This window comes from Polyangiaceae bacterium, from assembly GCA_020633205.1.
GTDB lineage: Bacteria > Myxococcota_A > Polyangia > Polyangiales > Polyangiaceae > JAHBVY01.
In genome coordinates, this window is the sequence record JACKEB010000014.1 from 491,978 (window position 1) to 510,510 (window position 18,533).

The window sequence follows — 18,533 nt, forward strand, 5'->3', positions numbered from 1 at the left end:
CCACCCACCGCAAGGGACAGAAAGTATCTTGGACGCCATGGGACGTCGAAAGTCCCCCGAACCCGAAAAACCAGCTAACTCCGGGCGAGCCCACAGTGGCTCTCAGCCCGAGCGCCCACGTCGTCGGCGACGGGGGCGAGGCCGCGCTTCAGAGCCTGAAGACGTCCCGCAGTCAGCGCCCGCGAGCAGTTCCGAGCCGCCTCCGCCGTCCGCGCCAGCTTCTGCGCCGGATCGCTACGCAATCGAGCTCGATCCCGAGCTGATCGACCAGGACGCCGCCAAGGTCGTGCGGCGTCTCGTGCGCCACGGATTCGAGGCCTATCTCGTGGGTGGCTGCGTGCGAGATTTGCTGCTCGACTGTTCCCCGAAGGACTTTGATGTCGCGACGAACGCGCGCCCTGACGACGTGCGTACGCTGTTTCGGAACTCACGCATCATCGGGCGCCGTTTCCGTCTCGTTCACGTGTTGTTCTCCGGCGGGAAGATCATCGAGACGGCGACCTTTCGCAAGAACCCGCAGCAGAGCGACGAGCGGGCCACGGATGATCTACTCATCCGCGACGACAACGCGTTTGGGGAGGCGCACGAGGACGCGGTTCGCCGCGACTTCACCATCAACGGCCTCTTCTACGACCTGGAGTCCAACGAGGTGCTGGACTGGGTCGGAGGCATTCCGGATATCCGAGCGCGCACGGTGCGGACGATCGGTGACCCGGTTGTGCGTTTCCTTGAGGATCCTGTACGGATCCTGCGAGCCATCAAGTTCTGTGCACGGCTCGACCTGGGCATTGCCCCGGACGTCTACGACGCGATCGTGCAGTGTCGTGGTTCGCTTGCCATGGCGGCGCGCCCTCGCCTGTTCGAAGAGGTGCTGCGCTTGATGCGTGGCGGCGCGAGCCATCGTTCGGTCTGGCTGATGTGGGAGACCGGTGTGCTCGATGTACTGCTGCCGGAGCTGGCGGCGTACCTCTCGGACACCCAGGATTCCGACGGCAGCACCTGGGCGTTGTTCTCGGCCATCGACCGCGAGACGAAGCAGCGGGGCGAAGCCTTCGACGATGTCGTGTTGTGGACCGCCTTGCTCCTGGAACCCATGTTGGAGGCTTGTGAAGGTGCCTCCGATCGGGTCGAGGCGGCTTTCGACTTCCTGGAGCCAGTGGTTGACCGTTTGAACGTTCCTCGGCGCATTGCTGACGGAGTGCGACGTATCGTAGCGATGATGCCGCGCCTGCAAACGGGGCGGCCTGGACGCTTCGCGCGCACACCACTCTACGACTACGCCGCGGAGGTGGTGGATCTCGCCAACAAGGCGCGTGGTGTAGACGTGAAGCCAAGCCGAGACGCCGCACCCAAAAAGAAGCGGCGCCGCTGACGCCGCTCCCTCACCCCCAAAAACATGCGCTGCTCCTCGTTGACTTGCCGAGGGCGGGCTCGGGGGGGAGGAACAAACGCAAAAGAGGCGGTGCCCAACTGGGACACCGCCTCTTATATCCGCGGGGAACTGTCTTAGTTCACGTTGAGTTCGACGCGCAAGAGCTTGCGGCCGATGAACACGTAGTCTCCGTGACCCAGCGTTGCTTCGGTCTTGATGCGCACGTAGGTGCCGTTGCGCGAGTCGTGGTCAGTTAGGGTGAACTTGCCGCCTTCGTCCGCCACCGTGCAGTGCTGCGCGGACATGTAGACGTCACCGGGGAAGTTGAGGTCGCCGTTCTCGCGGCCAATCTGCAGCGAGGTGCCTCGTGCGCAAACGGTCATGCCGGTGGAACCGCCTTCGAGCATCTGTACCAGGCGGAACGCGGTGGGGTGCTTCGGGGAAGAATAGAAAAACGTCCCATCGCCGTCGGCCGCGTCGGATGCCTTGGGCGTCGGGTCGAGACGGAAGACTTGCTCGCCCGCAAGGAACGTGTCGCCAGCGGAGAGCTCCACGGAGCCACGAATGCGTAGGTAGACGCCGTTCAGCGAGCCCTCGTCACGCACCACGAGACGGGTGTCGCGATAGAAGAAGTTGGCGTGCTTTGGCGAGATGAAAGGATCGTCAGGGAACTCCAGCTGACCGCTGCGACCGACGATGTGCTGGTCGAGCTTGAGGTGATAGCTGAGGGCGTCCATTCCTTCCCCGCGGATCAGGATTAGGCGAGCCTTCTCAGGGTCCTGCATCTCGCTGAAGAAATGCACCTGAAGCTTGCGGATTTCAGGCGGCACCTCGGCCCCACAGCGACCACAGAACTTGTGACCCGTCGGTACGGGGGTCATGCAGGACGTACAGACGAAGTGCTTGGCTTGATCCATCAGTTCCTCCTCGGAGAGCCCGGCGAGCGGATTCGGTGGCCGCGCGAGCTGGACATTTCGTTCTGAGCCTCGCTCAACAGCAGGCTCTTTGGAAAGGTTTTCCGTCTCTCGGAGCAGCTCCGAAGGCGGAGCCTCCACCATGGTGGTCTCGTCGTCGTCGAGCGCCGTTATATAAGGGCTCGTTGGTTCGTCGTGGATCGAGCGAGCTGGCTGCGTCATGCGACGCTGCGCTTCCTCGATTTTTGCCGCGTGGTTCCCGCTCGTGCCTGCGTTGGCGGTGAGCGAGGAGGGGCGTGCTGCCTCGATCGCGAGATCGTTCCCACATTCTTCGCAGACCAGGGTGCCCACCCGGCTGTAGGTCTCACAGCGACCGCAGCAGATGCCGATCTCTTGCGTGGAGAGTTCCGGCGCAGGGCTTCCCATCTCGTTCGCAGACACTAGTACGAAACGCCATCAGGCGTCAGTGGATGAAGGTGAACCGACTCTTCGTGTCGAAGAAGCCATCCTTGCCTGTGAGGCGGAAGAAAACCGACTCCTTGCAGGTGGCGCGATCGACCTGGCCGTAGCGACGCGAGTCGAACGGATAGAGGCGGTTGTCGCTCACCAAGAACACCTTCCCGACGCCTACTTTCTGCTCCGTAATCAGTCGCGTACTTTGGGAGCGGCCAGCGCTGATGTTCCCCCGCATGTGCAGGTGGCCGCCCAAGTCTTCTTGGTCGCAGGTCTGCTCGACTTCGTTTCCCGTATTGGGATCCTCAGTCTTGAACGTACGCTCAGTGCAACCCATGTCCGTTCGCATCGGGCTGTTGTTGACCCAGATGTCGTTGCCCTGAACCTTCACTTGGTCGTTCTCCTCCGCGACGATTCGGCCAATCACGACCTCACTCGGGTCCGTCGGATCGGGACACAGTACCAAGTCGGAGAACTTCGGGTCGCTGAGTCGCCACAGCAGGATGGTGTCGCCTGGGCGCAGCGACGGCGTGATGGAAGCACCGAGCAACGGATCGTTCTCCGGTACCTTCCACCAGCGGATCGCAGTCAAGCGCGCGATACCGATGATCACGCCCACGACGATGGCGGTCCAAATCAAGAACCTGACGAACTTGCGCATGCCCGAGGACGGATCATGTCACGCCTGAAGCGTGGCGGGCAAAGCTAGTCCCAGCTGCGGGCTAGCGACTTGGGCAGCCGGCGACTGGAGGGAGCTCCGCTGGGCTCGCCCCATCGCTGATCGCCCGGGCATTCGCGAAGAGGCCGCGGAAAGCATCGAGGCGCGTGAACTCCGAGAGGTTCACCGTCTGCTCGCTGCCGTCCATCACACTGCGCGAAACCACGCCCACTAGTTCCCCGGCGCCGTTCAGGGCTGGACCGCCGGAGTCGCCGGGACAGATGGAAGCTTCCAGTGTGTAGCGGTTCTCCTTCACCTTCAGTACACGGCCGCCAGGTCGCGGCTTACGGTGGATCGCTTCCCCGCTCAGGCTGCAGCGCCCAAAGCCAACGGTGTGAACTTCCTCGCCGGACTGCGGGGCTTGGTCCAGCTCCGGCTCGAGGGTGGTCATGCCGATCAGTTTGCGTTCAAGCACCAAGATCGCGATGTCACCCACCCCTGCGCGGTGGCCACACGGCGGGGCAACCACTGCATCCACCCCAACTTCTCCCCAAGGAAGGTAGTCGCCGCCGAGTTCAACTCTCAGCTCTTCGGGCTCGAGGTCTTTCTCAAGAATTTCCCCAGAGATATCTCTCTCTGCGACGCAGTGGTGAGCGGTAAGCACCAGATCGTCGGCGATCAGCGTGCCCGTGCAGGTGGCGTTTTCCGCGACCACGCGCACGACGTAGTCGTCCGCTTGAGCGAGGGCAAAGGGCAGCTCCGGCGCCTCGGCGCGGCCAGGATCCTCTGCTGCTGCCGGCGTGGGTTCCTTGGCTGGCGTCTCGAATAGAGCGCTCACGCTGGCGCAACCAGTGCTCAGCAAGAGCAGTGAGAGGAGTGGGAGAGTTCGGTTCACGGGAATGGAGCCTGGGGGGTGAGAGCGCGGTAGCGGGAGGTTCGCGCGGAGGCGCGAGGAAGCTGGACTAGTCTTCGAGGCGTCCGGTGCGAGTGGCGCGAAATTGTGCGAGAGCGACGCGGGCTGGCTGAGCCTCGGGATCGGTGACGCCGACGCGCATGAACTCCTCGAGCAGTCGCTCTTGAGCTTTTCCGCGCGCAAACACCGTGGGGGCACAGCCGGTGTCAGTGCAGCTGGCGAGGACGGCGCGTTGAAGCTTCAGCGCCCGTTCGAACTGGCCGAGTTGGGTCAACGCACGCACTCGCAAGCTCGCGACCCGTGGCTCAGCTTGGAGTTCGGGTGCCACCCAGCTCAGGCTAGCCTCCGCTTGGCCCGCCTGACCGTGGTCGAGCAGCGTGTCCCCAAGCCGAAGCGCTGCGCCCATGTCAGTGCGGTCCTTGCCAAGCTGGGCTTCGAGGGTGCTCACTTCCGCAGGCAGGCTCCCCGATGGCCAGATGAGGCTGACCTGGCGGCTGCTGTTCGAGCCGGCCCACAGCGCCGCAACACTGAGCAACCCCACCAACCACACGCTGGATTTGTCAGATCCCTTCATGAACCCGCAGCGGACACCCGCACCTCCGAAAAGTTCCGACCCAGATCGCTTTGACGGCTTGGGTTGGTTCACGATCTTTTTCCGCCCACACCCTGGGCAGAATCTTACGCTAAAAACGGATGGAAAGCTCCTGCCCTGCTGGGATGCGACTCCAAAAAGGACCGTCAGGGCTTTGTGTGGCTCGCGAAGAAATCGAACACGACCTTGCTGGCGTCGATGTCGTTGCTTGTACGACCCACGATTGCAGACGGTGCGTAGGGCACGCCTCCCGGCCAGGTGTGACCGCCGCCTTGGACACGATAGAGGGTTACGCTGGTGCCTTCAGCGCAGCCTTCACGACTCTCGACGTAGACGCGAGTCTCGTCCTCCGGAGCGCGATCGGGCAGAGGATGTAGGGGCACGCTGGTGGTGCAGCGATTCTGCCGTCCCCACCACTCGAGGCTCGCGGTAGAGGCCACCACACGTCCGCGCTTCCCCAAGATCTGACCGCCGCCGAACGGCACCACTGGATCCGCGGTTCCGTTGAGCATGAGCACGGAGATGGGTCGCTGCGGTGTGGCTGCTTCGTGGATCCCCGGCAGGCTCATCACGACCGCGGCGATTCCGCGAAATCTCTCCGACTGCTCGATGGCCAAGGTCATGGCCATGGCGCCGCCGTTCGAGGCCCCCACGACGAAGACTTGCTCCGGGTCGATCCCGTAGTCGCGCTGCGCAACGTCGATCAGCTGAGTGAGGAACGCGACGTCGTCAACGCCGGCGAGCGCCTCCTGCTTGAACGGTCGATGGTCGTTCCAGGCTTCGTCGATGCCTTGCGGTAACAAGAGCACCCAACCGCGGGCGTCGGCCTCGCGGGTCAGTCCGTAGCGAGTCCCGCGATTGAGCAGAGCCGCGCTGCCTCCGTTTCCGTGCAGCGCGATCACGAGCGGTACCGCTTTGCTCTTCGAGTGCCCAGGCGGCACGTGGACGTAGACCACTCGCTTCCGACCCTGTGCAATCAGGGTGCGCTTCGAGAGACCGCGAGTGCTCCAAAGGTGGCGCGCTACGAGGGTGCACGAACCCAGGCACACCGTGGCCACCGCGAGCAGCAGCGCTCGGCGTAGCCACTTGCTGCGGTGTCTACGCAAGGACCAAGTCATCGCGGTGCACCACGACCAAGTCGCGCCCCACGCTACCGAACAAGAGTTCGAGCGCTGCGGACTTCTGGCGTGCTGCACGAGCGACGTCGAGGCCGCCCAGTCGTGCGAGGCCGCGACCCACTTCGGTGCCCTCCGCGTCCACGATACTCACCGCATCACCCGCGTTGAACTGGCCACGCACTCCAACAACGCCTACCGGTAGCAAGCTGCTTTTCCCCGCGCGCAACGCTTTCGCGGCGCCCGCGTCGATCACCACCGTGCCTCGCGGCTTCAAGGTATACGCGATCCAGTGCTGGCGTGCGCGCAGCACGCCTTCCACCGGGTGGACCAGGGTTCCGACGTCTTCACCTGCGAGCAGGCGCGAGATCACTCGCGGTTCTGCGGCGCTCGCAATTACGACCCAGGCGCCGGACCTGCTTGCTTTCCTTGCGGAATCGACCTTCGACATGATGCCGCCGCTGCCGACTCCACTGGAGCTACCGTGGTCTTGCACGATGAAGTCAGCTGGGAGCTCTGAGAGGCGCTGCCCGGTCGCGTCCAGCACTCCCGAGACGTCGGTAAGCAGGATCAGCACTTCCGCGCCGACCAACGGGACTACCATCGCCGAAAGCTGGTCATTGTCGCCAAAGCGGATCTCGTCGGTCGACACGGTGTCGTTTTCGTTGACGATAGGTAAAGCGTCCGCCTCGAGTAGCTCGCCCAAGGCGTTGCGTGCGTTGTTGAGGCGCTCGCGATCCGCGAGATCCGCGTGGGTGAGCAGCACCTGGGCAGGTATCATCCCGTTCTCCGCACAAGCTTCTTCGTAGCGTCGCATCAGCACGGACTGACCCGCTGCTGCCGCCGCCTGCAACTTGCTCATCTCCTTCGGACGGGCGGTGTAGCCGAGGCGCTCGCAGCCCAACGCGATTGCGCCGCTCGACACCAATACGAAGCGCCGCTCCGTCGAGTCTGCTGCCCGACTCGACTCGGCGATTTGGGCGATCAGATTCGCCGGCAGGGTCGGGTCGCCGGAGAGCGCTCTGGAGCCAACCTTGACCACCACTCTGCGAGCGGTTTGAAGCGATGCGCGGGCCGTTGCCATGCGGCGGCTCGTATAGCATGGCGCTTCGGGCAAGCGTCGGCTCAGCTTGCGAGGGGCGAACGTCAGCCCGCGAGGGGCTTGATCAATTGGAGATCCAGCACCGGGGTCTCGGTTTCAACCGCCGCTGCGATCAACTCGCGGCGACTGCCGGCGAGCATCCGCCAAGCGCTTGTGCGCTTTGGGGCGCGGGTGTCGTCAGTGCTCTCGAGGACGACACCACGGATGTTGAGCGCTCGCTTCAAGCGGGCACCATCTCCGGCGACGCGCACCAGGCATAGGGCGCTGCCTTGCGCCAGCTCCGCGGCTGGGGCGGCGCCCAACAGCTGGCCATACTGCAGCCAGACGACGTCGCCCGTTGATGCGAGGTCGTGCTGGGCGGCGTTCATCAAACGCTCGCAGGACCAGACCAGCCGGGGTGCATCGTCACCACTGCACGCCGCGAGGATGCGCTCCTGAAGCCAAGCTGCGCGGAGATCGTCCAGCCCGTCGAAGGGCTGCTCCAGGATCACCAGCCGCGGCCGCGTCACCACCGCCATTGCGAGACTCACGGCGCAGCGCTCGGTGGGCTCCAGCGCGCTTGGATACGCACCAGCGAACTGGCCCAACCCCAGTGCGTGCAACGTCTGCTTCGCGACCTGAGCGCCGTGGGGCATGCGAAAGAGCTCGGCGACAAAGCGCAGGCTGGCCAGCACGGGCTCGTCGTCAAGCAACCAGCCATCTCGCGGGACCAGGCGCGTGGAGCCGCTCAGGGCCTTGGACGACGCCTCGCCGAGCAGTGTGAGTTCACCGCTCGCCTGCTCCGCCTCGCCGAGCAAGAGGCGCGCGAGAAAGCCCCCATCGCCCACCAACGCGACACGCGTCGCGAAGCTGCTGAAGCTGACTCCCTCCACCAGCGCGCTGCCGCCACGACGCACCGTGAGTTGTCGAGCCTCAAGCGTCGCGGGTCCGGCCGCCAGCGCCGATTCCTCGCGGATAGAAGCGTCACTCATGGCTTCACAGGCGCCATCTCCAGCAGCATCATCGGCTTGTCGCTCTCGTAGACCATGAAAGGCCCAAGCGCCTTGATCATGCCGCTGATCTGCGGGGGGATGCTCAGCTTGGCGTCCGCGTGCAGACCTTCGATGCCAAGTAGCTGGCCGAGGATCGAGGTCTGAATCTCCGGTAGCTCCACCACCGGCGCGTCCGCGCTCAGTCCGGCTTGCTTGCGCACGTAGTCGAGTGCCTGACGAATGCCACCAAGCTCGTCAACCAACTTGCGGTCTTTGGCCTGTTCGCCGGTCCACACCCGGCCGCGACCGACGGCATCGACCTGCTCCTTGCTGAGCGGTCGGCCCGCCGCGACCCGCGTGATGAACGTGTCGTAGAACTGGCCGACCTTCTTGTCGAGCTCCTTCCGCTCGGCGTCGGTGAAGGGTCGATAGAGCGACTCGGCGTCGGCCTTCGGAGTCGTCTTGTAGGTCTTTACGTTGACCCCGATCTTCTCCAGCAAGCCGGCGACATCAGCCTTGCCATAGAAGACGCCAATGCTGCCAGTGATGGTCGCCGGGTTGGCGAAGATGCGGCTTCCTGGTGCCGAGATGTAGTAGCCCGCGCTCGCGGCGTAGCTGCCCATGCTCACCACCAACGGCTTGGCCTTGGCGGTGAGTTCCACCTGGCGCCAGATCACGTCTGCGGCCATCGCAGAACCGCCGGGCGTTTCCACGCGGAGCACCACGGCGCCGATGCGTGGGTCCTCCCGCGCGTCCTTCAGTGCCTCGGCAATGGTGTACGAGCCAGCGAGCTTCATACCCAAGAACGGGATATTGCTGCTGCGTCCGTCGATCATGTCGCCGTCTACGTAAACGACGGCGATGCCGCGCTCCCTACCGAACTTCTTCTTCGCGCGCGGCCCGAGCACGTCTTCATCCACCACCAAAGTGTCGCGGCCAATCATGCTGCGGACGGAGTCATCCAGCTCGTCATCGAAGGCTACGCCATCGACGAACTTTGCCTGTTGTGCCTCTGAGGCAATGAACGGACCCTTGGCGACGTTCGTGCGTACCTCTGCGGGTGTCATGCGGCGCCCTGAGGCGACGGCCTCGACGAACTGCCGCTCCAGCTGTTGCAGCATGTCGATGCGGTCTGCCTTCGCGACCTTGGACGGGCCGGTGCGTGTGAGCTGCTCGGGCGCGCTCTTGTGGGGCCCGATGCGAACAAAATCCGCGCGGATACCGAGCTTGTTGAGCAAGCCGGCGAAGTACATCGACTGGCTCTTCAGCCCGGCGAACCGTAGGCCGCCCGCTGGGTTCACCAAGATCTTGGTCGCGGCAGAGCACAGGAAGAGCGCCATGCCTCCGTTGTCTTCGAGGTGACACAGCACCTTCTTGCCGTGACGCCGCAAGTTGTGGATGGCGTCTCGGAACTCTTGCACGTGAGCGAAGCTGTCCGAGGGGGCGGTACGCAGCTCGAGCAGCACCGCGTCCACCGCCTCCTCTTCGGCCATCTTCCACAGCCTACGCATCATGCGGAAGTGTTGCCGGGGGCCTGGCGTGGACTCGATGCGGACTCGCACCGCATAGCGGGGCGCCTCACCCCCAACCGGCTCGCGGAATCCTCGAACGGCGACGCCCAAGTAGGGGTTGGCGTAGGTGTCGTCTGACCCCAAAGCGTTCCCGCCGACCACACCGCCGGAGAGCTCGGTGCTGCCCGCTGGGTTCGAGTTGTAGAGCGCGAGGCCGAGTGACGCCACGTAGTCCGGTTCGCTCTGGTCCAGGTGGTGCATCGAGACGCCGCCCGTCAAGCGACCCAAGGGCGCGATGTCGAGCCCGATAGTTCCACGCGGAATCCAGTCGTCGGAGTCGACGATGTACTTGGCCTCCAGGCCAAGCTCGAATGTGCGCTCGCCGGTGGGCCGCAGCGCCATCCCGATGTCGTAGGTCGGGGATCGGCTGCCACCCGCGCGGTTCGTTGGGCCGTTGAGGTCACTGCCGACGAATGAGAGGCCGAGCGCCGGTGCGGGCCGCGAACTCATCGCGATGGTGTACGAGGCAAGACGATCATGCACCGCGGCATCGGAGTAGGACCGCTGGAGCGAAAAACCGAGGGAGAACGCGTCTGTCGAGCTCAGCGCCAGACCCCAGGTCACGAACTGGTAGTTCTCGGGGTTGGGCGCTTGTGCCGTTGGGTTCACCGCGTCGACACGCAACCCCATGGACAGGTTCAGGAACAGCGGGGTCGCAAACGAGAACGCGTGTCCTTGCCAAGGCACCCCCAGGTCCTCGTCCAGGAAGATGCCGTTCCAACGCAGCTCAGCGCCGGGCATGAAGCCGATATTGGCCGGATTGAACGCAAGGGCGCTGCTGTCGTCGGTACCAGCGATGCTCGCGCCAAGCACGGGCAAGCGTTGAGTCCCGGCATCTCCTGGCACCTGTGCAGAGGCGCTCGGGCTCAGGCCAAGCAGCAAGAGAGCAGTTGTGAAAGCGAGCCCGAGCGATCTCGTGCGTAGGCGGGCAACGTTGTGTGAGGTCATGCGCTCAAGATCTCCCGAGAAGTGGCGACATTGCGAATTTCCGCGCGGCGGCGTTCAAGCTCCGCGGTGTCCTTTACCGGGAGGAAACGCGACTCGGCGCCCTCGCGAGGCACGCGGACGAATTGGGTGTCCAGGTGGCTAGTTATCTCGCCGAGCAGGCGTTCGAACTGAATGAAGCGCTGGTCCCCGTGTTGCTTGGTCACGGTGAAGTAGGTCCAAGGCATGTCGAGCTCGACCAGCGCGCGGGCGTCCACCCAGAAGGTGTTGGTGTTGAAGACGCGCACGCTGCTCGGGTCGAAGCTCTCCGGCAGCCGGAACTCCTCCAGGATCACTGGTCTACCGTCGAGTCGCGCAGGGATACCGCCGCGGTCCGTACCCACCTTGTCTACGACCTCACAGCTGATCGGCTTCCCGTGACTGAGGTGCCAGCCGATCAGCAGCGGGTCCAAGGTCGCACCCAGGTTGTCGACGTTCGTGATCAGGACGAGCCTTCCGCCGTCTGCGACGAACTGCTTCAGCAGCCCGCTACGGGCGAGCGCCTCTGGCAGGTCGCCATGACCCGGGGCGTGTGATTGCGGCGTGCCTAATTCCCCGCGGAATAGCTTTCCTTCGGGGGTGAGACGCAACGACAGGTTTTGGGGGAAAGTCGCGACGTTCTTCGCCTGTGGGTGGGCCGTGAGGGCTTGCTTCAACCCCTGGTCCGTGGCGTCGCTGGTCATCAACCACAGTGGACAGCCGTGCCCCACACGCTCGACCTCACGCAGCCGCAGATCGAGGAAGGTGTGTCCGTCTACCGCCTCGACGAGCGCCTTGATCACCCCACCCATTCGCGTCGCCATTCCGCCCGCGAGCACGATCAACGCGCAGTGTCCTGCGCGCAGCACCTCTTCGCCCTTGCGGATCAGTGCTGCCCGCTCTGCGGGGTCAGTCGGTAGATCTCGGACGTCCGTCTCGGTGGGCGGATCGACTGTGCCTTTGACGCGATTGTCCGGCTCGCGCCCCAGGTTTCGCTCGGCCAGCCCAACGAACCACCCCGGGTCGAATCCATGGTGGTCGAGTTGGTGCTTCAGCGCGGGGTCGAGAGCAGCCAGCTCGGCGGTCAGGGCTTCCTTCATCGGGGCAGTCATATTGGGCTCGGGATGGTAGTGCGGAAGCCCCGGCTTTTGTTACCTACTCGCAGCGAATCGCGACAAAAGCGCGATAGCGAGCAGCGACGCTACGCTGAACTCGCGGACCGTGCCGTTCGACCCGTTCGTCGAATCTGGGGCTTTTCCTTCGCTCGCATGCGTGTCGGTTGCTAAGTCCATCCTCGATGGCTCGACTCGTGAGGCCTCAAGGGGCCGGCTCGCGTTTGGTTGGTTGGATGTTGCTCGCGCTAGCGCTGGGCACCGCGACGGGGTGTGGCGACGACGCTGAAATCGCGAGTCGTCCAGGGTCGCCTTCCGACGATCCCCGCGACTACGTTGTCGACACGAACGTCAACTACCAAATAGAGGTCTCTGAGCCGCGCTGGGTGATCCCTAGTGACGGTCTCCCCGCGGATACGGCCGCCGTGTCGAACGCGAATGTGGAGATCCACTTCTTCCGCGGCAAGCTCTATATGGCTTGGCGGGCGGCGCCGTTCCACTTCGCGAGCAGCGAGACCAAGATGCAGGTCGTCTCCTCCACCGACGGAGGCGTGACTTGGGGTCACGAGACGACGATCGCTCTTGATAGGGACGTGCGTGAGCCTCGGCTATTCGACGTCTCCGGTGAGTTGCATCTGGTGTTCTTCGAGGCGGGGACCAACGCCCTGGCGTTCGAGCCGAACCGCATGCTGCAGGTGGTGCGCGACAAGACGGGGAAGTGGAATGACGTCGAAGTGGTTGCCGATCAGCCAGAAGTCCCGTGGGACATCAAGCGCCGTGTCAGCGCCGCAGGCGAAGCGAGCCAACTCTGGATGACCTCGTACATGGGGGAGCACTACGGCGGCGAAGGCTCCGTGGTTCAGGTCTACTTCAAGCACTCGACCGATGGTTACACCTGGTCTCCTGTGTCTGGGGATAGCGTGGTGTACTCCGGAGGCGTGAGCGAGGTGGCGTTCGAGTTCACGGAGGCCGGTGACCTCTGGGCGGTCACCCGCAACGAGGATGGAGATGCCACCGGCTGCGGTGCTCAAGTCTGTGTCGCGAAGGCTGGAGATCTCGGCAACTGGGATTGCCCCGACGTCTCCGATCCCGAGCGCTACGATTCTCCGGAGATGTTCCGGCATGGTGACGACCTGTATCTGATCGCCCGGCGAGACATCGGCGGCCCATTTGGAAGCGGACCCGACGCGTGTTCCCTGGTTGCCTACTCCCAACGCGCCAAGACCACCGCGCTCTACAAGATCGACACAGCGCAGCGGAAGGTCGTTCACATTCAGGATCTACCCGGCGCGGGGGACACGGCGTTCGCCTCAGTGCGTCGCGTTGACGCCCATCATTTCCTTGTGGCCAATTACACAGCGCCCCTGGACGAGCCCGATCAGAGCTGGGTTCAAGGTCAGACCAGCGACCGTGGGACGCAAGTCTACTTCGTCGACATCCGTTTCGTGGCCCCGTGAGTCAACGCCCAGCCAGTTCCTGCAAGACTCTGCGGTTTTTCATGTCCTGGGGGTTAGGCGCCCTGGGCGCGCTCTCGCTTCCCGGGTGCGTCCTTGGTTCTACGCTGAATCAGACTCACACGGAGAGCAGTCGAACGCCGGCTGACCCAGCCCAGCGGGACGCCCAAGCCGTACTCGCAGGAACGCCAATAACCCCACGGAAACGCGAGGTGGGCGCGGCCTCTTGCGGTGGTCAGGCGATCGAGCTACCGGGCTACTGGCACTGGTCGGGTGTCGAGTATGAGTGGCGCGCCCCTCGTCGAGAATGTGCGCACGCCTGGCGACGCTGAGGGCGTGGGTAGCAGGCTATTCGTAGGGATACCTCAGACATCCTTGGGCAGCCGCTGTCCGCGTGGAAAGCGTTCGAGTGCACAGCTGTTGTGGGTTTGCTGTGTTTCCGGCGCGGAAAATACCCCAGATCTGCGGTTGAAAACGCCAATAGCTGCAAAAGAAGTAATCTTGTGCCTTCGGGTTCCGGTCTGTCCGCACCTGACCTTTCGTTACCGAAGCACGATTGAGATGCTTCTCGACGTTGCCGCGAGTGGTCTTAACAAGTGAGGGTTAGGACGCTCTGAGGGTCCAATGCGCATTTTCGCGAGGTACCATGCACACCGAACCTGCTCCTTCGGCTCTCTGAGCTTCTCGCCTGCTTCGGATCGCAGGGCGAGCGTCTTCGCACCGCTTCTGACGACACGTGCTCTGGCTATATCTCGTTATCGGATTGTTCGTGCTCCTGACCAGTGGCCTGTGGCTACGGCTCAAGAGCGTCGCCGCCCGTGGTCAGGCACTGAGCGCTCAGCTGTTGGACCTCGAACGGCGACTCCAAGACCACGTTGCCGTGGGGGAACGACCGAGTCGCGAGCCCTCTGAGCAACCTCAGGTCGTGCGAGCCGGAGCGGAGACCCTAAGATCTTCGCTGGCGGACTTTCCGGGTGTGGTTTGGTCGCGCCGCCTCGACGGCTCGCCCGGAGACTTCCTTGGAGGGCGCTACGAGGCTCTGTGGCGCCGGGAGAACGTCACCGAACGCGGGGACGTCTTGGAGCGCTTGCGCTCCGTCGACAGCGAGCAGCGCGTCGCGCGCTTCGATCTGGAACTCGACGGTGTGTCCTTTGACGTCAGCGTCGAGCCGCTGAGCGATAGCTACGGCGGGTGTTTGCTGGTCGCCCTGGATGTCACCGAGCGCCGCACTCGAGAAGAGAGTCGCCTGCAGGTGGGGCTGGCGGACGCGCAACGTGTGGAGGCGCTTGGGTTGCTCGCCGGAGGCGTTGCCCATGACCTGAACAATTTGCTCGTCGGAGTGCTCGCGAATGCCGCCCTGGTGCTGGAGGAGACTCCCGATGACTCCCCGCAAGCCGCGATGCTCTCGAGCATACTGCAGTCCGCTCAGCGCGCGTCAGAGCTAACCCGTGGAATGCTTTCCTATGCCGGGCGGGGACGCGGCGACGTGAGGCCCCACGATCTCTCGGTGGTCGCGCGAGAGACCGTGCAGCTGCTTAGCGCCTATGGGTCAAAGAAGGTGCACGTGCAGCTTGAGCTTGCGGACGCTCTCCCCCCGATTGACTGCGAGAGTGCGCAGCTTCGACAGCTGGTCATGAACTTGGTGACCAACGCCATCGATGCCGTCGGCGACCAAGAAGGGCGAGTGCTGATCCGTACCCGACTGATCGATGTGGGTCAGGAGCTCCTGTCGGACCCGTCGCTTCGCGGCGATCTCAAGCAGGGTCGCTACGTGTCTCTGGAGGTCGAGGACACCGGCGATGGCATGAGCGCCGAGGTCCAGGCACGTATGTTCGATCCCTTCTTCACCACCAAGCCGAGAGGCCATGGGTTGGGGATGAGCTCCGTGTTGGGCTCGATGCGCAGCCACGGAGGGGCGCTGACCGTGAACTCGACCCCAGGCGAGGGGACCGCATTTCGCGTCATGTTCCCCCGCTCGAACCTGGAGCTGCGGCATGAGACGACCAAGCAGCGCCAGGCTCTGCGCGTGGAAGGCTATGCGCTGATCGCAGACGATGAGCCGGAGGTTCGCCGCGTCGCGGCCCGCATTCTAAAGCGCATTGGCTTCGAGTTGCTCGAGGCTCATGACGGCGCGAGCGCCCTCGAGCACTTCGAGCAGTCAGGACCAAGGATCTCTTTGGTGCTGCTGGACGTGAACATGCCCAAGATGAGCGGCGTCGAGGTGCTGAGCGCGATTCGTGCCGCGGACCCCGAGCTGCCTGTGGTGCTCACGAGCGGTTATCCAGAGCAAGGGCTGGAGCATGTGCTCAGTCAGCGAACGCGCTTCTTGCAGAAACCGTATACGCCCAACGACCTCGTCAAGTGCGTCGCCGTGGTGATGAGCGGCTGGCTCAACGCGGTGGAGTCCCAGGCGCGCCTGCGTCCCGGGGCGAAGCTCGTTGACGGTGAAGTTGGGCGCCAGGTAAAGTGAATTGCCGTGCGGAAGTGCTACTTGCGCACTTCGCCAGTTCGGAGATCAATCGGCAGTTCGCGGACGACCTTCGGGTTTGCGCACAAGAGGACCGGAACTGAGCCTTTGACCTGCTTCTGCACGTGGGCCACCAGGCGCTTGCCGACTTCATAGTCATTGGGGATGGCGCCGAAGAACTTCTTGCCGTTGTCCTCGGTGACAACGAAACGCGTTTCTTCCAGCCAAGCCTGACCCTTGATGGCCTTGCGAGTGAGGGGGAAGTCGTAGTCGTCCGGCGTGACCTTGGTGAAGCCATAGAGCAAAGCGTAGAGGTGCTGGCACTCTGGGTTGGCGGCCTTGGGCAGACTCAGCGTGGTGGGCTTCTGGCCAAACTCGGCTTGGTACTGCTTCACCCCTCCGGGCGGCTCGCTCAGCCCGTAGAGTGTCTTGCCCACCAGCACGAACGGCTGTGCGTCGGTCGGGACATAGAGCGCGCTCGCGACCGCCTTTGGCGGCAATGCAATGGACTCCCACTTGCCGCCTTTGACTTGCTTGTAGAGTTTGTCGCCCGAGTTGACCCAGAGGGTCCCTTCAGCGCTTAGGCTCACCGGCCCGGAAACGGGTACCTCACTCACCTTGGTGATGGTCTTGCCGTCGAAGTGCAAGAGCGGTCCTCCGGTCCCACTCAAGTAGACGTCGTCCACGGCGCGCGCCGCCGCGGTCATCTCACCTAGCGGGTGCTCGGTTATGTCGAACGTCTGTGATTTGGTCGCGCCTGGGGCGAAGTACTCGAGCTTGGCACCTGGCTTGTCATCCGCGCACAAGGGCCCCGTCACGAAGACGTGCCCCAAGGGCGTTGCAGCGAAGGACTCCGGCACGATGGCGCTCAGGCAACCAGGGCTGCCGTCTTTCGGCATGGGTACTGAGGACCGAGCAAGCTTTGGCACCGGCCGAGTCGGCGTGCCGGATACCACGCGGAAAGTCGGTGGCTTGCGGTCGAAGCCAAACTGATCGACGGCGAGCGCCAACACCCTGCCCTTGTCCCAACGCTGGACGCTCAGGTCGACCCAGCGGGGTGAGTTGGCGCTGATGTCCTTCCACCCACGCCCTGTTGCCTGAGAAACCTGGCTCCAGCCCACGCGTCCATTCCCGGTGATGAAACTCATGAAGGCACTCTTGGGCCATTCGCCAGCGGCGGTCTGAAACTCGGCGAACACCGGCGACTTCATGTTCAAGCCTTCCGGCGAGCTGATCTCCCCGGAACTGCTGAGCAGCAGAAAGCTGAACGTGAAGTTGCCATCCACCGGATGCGGTCCGACGATCAAGGCAGCGTCGCCGACCGGAGCGAGCTTTACTTCCGTGGGGAACTGTGCCCAGGGCGTGAAGGGGCTCGGAGGGGCCTCGGTGGCCGAACTCCCCGCGACGGATGGGGCGGGGGTGGCGCCAGCGGCCGCGGTGGATGTCGCGGCCGGCGCCGCATCAAGCGCTGTGGCCCCGGTCGTGGTCTCTGGGGATGCGCCCTCGCTGCCTTGTGCTGCTGGGGTCGGCGTGCCGCCGCCACAGGCCTGGAGAGGTAGGCAAAATAGGACCAACTTGCCCGCAAAGCCGAGGTGAGTTCGTGTGCGCTTGGGAGTTGAATGTGCTTCAGGTCGTTTCATGTTCGGTCCCTTCGAGGTCCAGTGCATCACCTTGCTCCCGACTCGTTCGCAATGGGTGGCAGGGTACCACTCGCGAGGAGTAGTTCTTGCTCGATCTCGGCGTCTTCTTTGTTCGCGCGCGGAAAACCGACGCGCTGGTAGGCGACCCACCAGGCGATGGGGAGAGCCTCGCCTTCGGGGTAGTCAACCACCAGCTGGAGCTCTCGCGGCTCACCGTCGAAGAGCCGGTCGTCCTTGTCTAGCTGGCGCTGTGCGAAGCTCCCCACTTTGACCGTGCGGAAGTGACGCGTCAGGTAGCGGTGGTCACGCGCCACCACCTGGTAGTCGGCGCCCACTAGCTCCACCGCTACCTCCAACCTCCTGAACAGGTCTCCTGTTGGCAGCGCATGCCCCACGCCGCGCGCCTCGAGGGTCAGCTCCACTTGGCCGGCGCTCACGCGGCGCGCTTTCACACTGAGAGCGCGGCGTAGCTGATCCTGGCTGCGAGATGCTGCGAAGTCGTGTCGCAAGTGCCCGTCGGCCGCTCGGGTCATGTGACAACTCGCGCAGGTCTCCCCCGCGCGGCTCGAACTCTTGTGCTCACTCACGGTCGACTGCATCAAGAGGCCTTGCTTGCGCAGCGCGCGGTCGGGGAACTCGAACTCGTGGCAGCTCGAGCAGGCGCCAGCCGGCGAACGGCTCAACGTGCGGAGTACCGCGTGGGCGCTTGGGCTTGGCTCACCCTGACCACCCGCCAAGATCTGATCCTGAACCACATGACACGTGACGCAGCCCACCCCGAGCTCTGCGAGAGCCGGCTCCGGCGTAGCACTGGCGTCAGCCTCGGGCGCATGGCAACCGCGGCAGAAGGGCAAGGGCTCGCGCTCGAGCGCCCGTTGGTAGGCGGGCTCGACGAACGCCAACTGGTGTAAGGAGCCGCGCCACTCGGATGCAATGGCCGTGTGGCAAGATTCGCAGGTCTTGTTTTGAGCCAGCGCGTCGAGGCCGCGCGCAGGGTTCGAAGGGGGGGTGAGGAGAGACGTATCAATGTCCGCGCTGCGCTTCGAGCCATCGCGAGCGACTGGTGCAGCGCCGCACCCGCTCACCGCCGCTTGCAGCGCCGAGAGCCCTAACCCCCAAATCCAGATCTGCCGAAGGAGCTTCGGCGTCCTGCGGCGACTTAGACCGTTCATCACCCCAACGTTCGCTCATAGCAAGCGCGGGCGCTGGCCGCAGCAAGTGCCTCGCAAGGCTTGA

14 protein-coding genes are annotated in these 18,533 nt (G+C 64.1%); 3 read left to right on the forward strand and 11 right to left on the reverse strand.

Going from position 1 to position 18,533, the window contains the following annotated elements; all coding sequences use genetic code 11:
- Positions 1–37 precede the first annotated feature (37 nt).
- On the forward strand, positions 38–1,372 hold the full coding sequence (gene pcnB, locus H6718_22210) for a polynucleotide adenylyltransferase PcnB (GenBank protein ID MCB9588138.1): 1,335 nt from the start codon (positions 38–40) through the stop codon (positions 1,370–1,372).
- Positions 1,373–1,506: 134 nt separating this feature from the next.
- Here the strand turns inward: pcnB and H6718_22215 are convergent, their stop codons facing one another.
- The 9 genes from H6718_22215 to H6718_22255 form a co-directional block, all read right to left on the reverse strand.
- A complete protein-coding gene (locus H6718_22215; protein MCB9588139.1) occupies positions 1,507–2,712 on the reverse strand; it encodes an FHA domain-containing protein in 1,206 nt (401 codons plus the stop codon).
- Between the two features lie 37 nt (positions 2,713–2,749).
- Complete coding sequence (gene lepB, locus H6718_22220; GenBank protein ID MCB9588140.1) at positions 2,750–3,400, reverse strand: signal peptidase I; 651 nt, start codon at positions 3,398–3,400, stop codon at positions 2,750–2,752.
- A gap of 61 nt (positions 3,401–3,461) precedes the next feature.
- Complete coding sequence (locus H6718_22225; protein MCB9588141.1) at positions 3,462–4,292, reverse strand: S1 family peptidase; 831 nt, start codon at positions 4,290–4,292, stop codon at positions 3,462–3,464.
- Between the two features lie 67 nt (positions 4,293–4,359).
- On the reverse strand, positions 4,360–4,884 hold the full coding sequence (locus H6718_22230; GenBank protein ID MCB9588142.1) for a hypothetical protein: 525 nt from the start codon (positions 4,882–4,884) through the stop codon (positions 4,360–4,362).
- A 164-nt stretch (positions 4,885–5,048) separates the two neighbouring features.
- A complete protein-coding gene (locus tag H6718_22235) occupies positions 5,049–6,020 on the reverse strand; it encodes an alpha/beta hydrolase fold domain-containing protein (protein ID MCB9588143.1) in 972 nt (323 codons plus the stop codon).
- Positions 6,001–7,101, reverse strand: a complete 1,101-nt coding sequence (gene proB / locus H6718_22240) for a glutamate 5-kinase (GenBank protein MCB9588144.1) — start codon at positions 7,099–7,101, stop codon at positions 6,001–6,003. The genes H6718_22235 and proB overlap by 20 nt, the downstream gene beginning before the upstream one ends.
- 62 nt (positions 7,102–7,163) lie before the next feature.
- Positions 7,164–8,090 (reverse strand): hypothetical protein, encoded by a 927-nt coding sequence (locus H6718_22245; protein ID MCB9588145.1) that lies wholly within the window; start codon positions 8,088–8,090, stop codon positions 7,164–7,166.
- Entirely contained in the window at positions 8,087–10,609 is a 2,523-nt protein-coding gene (gene sppA / locus H6718_22250) for a signal peptide peptidase SppA (protein ID MCB9588146.1), read from the reverse strand. Before sppA ends, H6718_22245 begins: the two co-directional genes overlap by 4 nt.
- The gene (locus H6718_22255) at positions 10,606–11,724 is read right to left on the reverse strand and encodes a UTP--glucose-1-phosphate uridylyltransferase (protein ID MCB9588147.1); all 1,119 of its coding nucleotides are present in this window, start codon (positions 11,722–11,724) and stop codon (positions 10,606–10,608) included. Before H6718_22255 ends, sppA begins: the two co-directional genes overlap by 4 nt.
- 197 nt (positions 11,725–11,921) lie before the next feature.
- Here H6718_22255 and H6718_22260 point away from each other — a divergent pair, with 197 nt between their 5' ends.
- Together H6718_22260 and H6718_22265 are read left to right on the forward strand one after the other, a co-directional pair.
- Positions 11,922–13,193, forward strand: a complete 1,272-nt coding sequence (locus tag H6718_22260) for an exo-alpha-sialidase (GenBank protein MCB9588148.1) — start codon at positions 11,922–11,924, stop codon at positions 13,191–13,193.
- 766 nt (positions 13,194–13,959) lie between these two features.
- Positions 13,960–15,660, forward strand: coding sequence for a response regulator (locus H6718_22265; protein MCB9588149.1), 1,701 nt, complete (start codon positions 13,960–13,962; stop codon positions 15,658–15,660).
- Between the two features lie 17 nt (positions 15,661–15,677).
- Here the strand turns inward: H6718_22265 and H6718_22270 are convergent, their stop codons facing one another.
- Complete coding sequence (locus H6718_22270) at positions 15,678–17,297, reverse strand: hypothetical protein (protein MCB9588150.1); 1,620 nt, start codon at positions 17,295–17,297, stop codon at positions 15,678–15,680.
- Between the two features lie 26 nt (positions 17,298–17,323).
- Positions 17,324–18,469: a hypothetical protein gene (locus H6718_22275; protein ID MCB9588151.1), complete on the reverse strand. Its 1,146-nt coding sequence runs from the start codon at positions 18,467–18,469 to the stop codon at positions 17,324–17,326.
- Between the last annotated feature and the right edge of the window lie 64 nt (positions 18,470–18,533).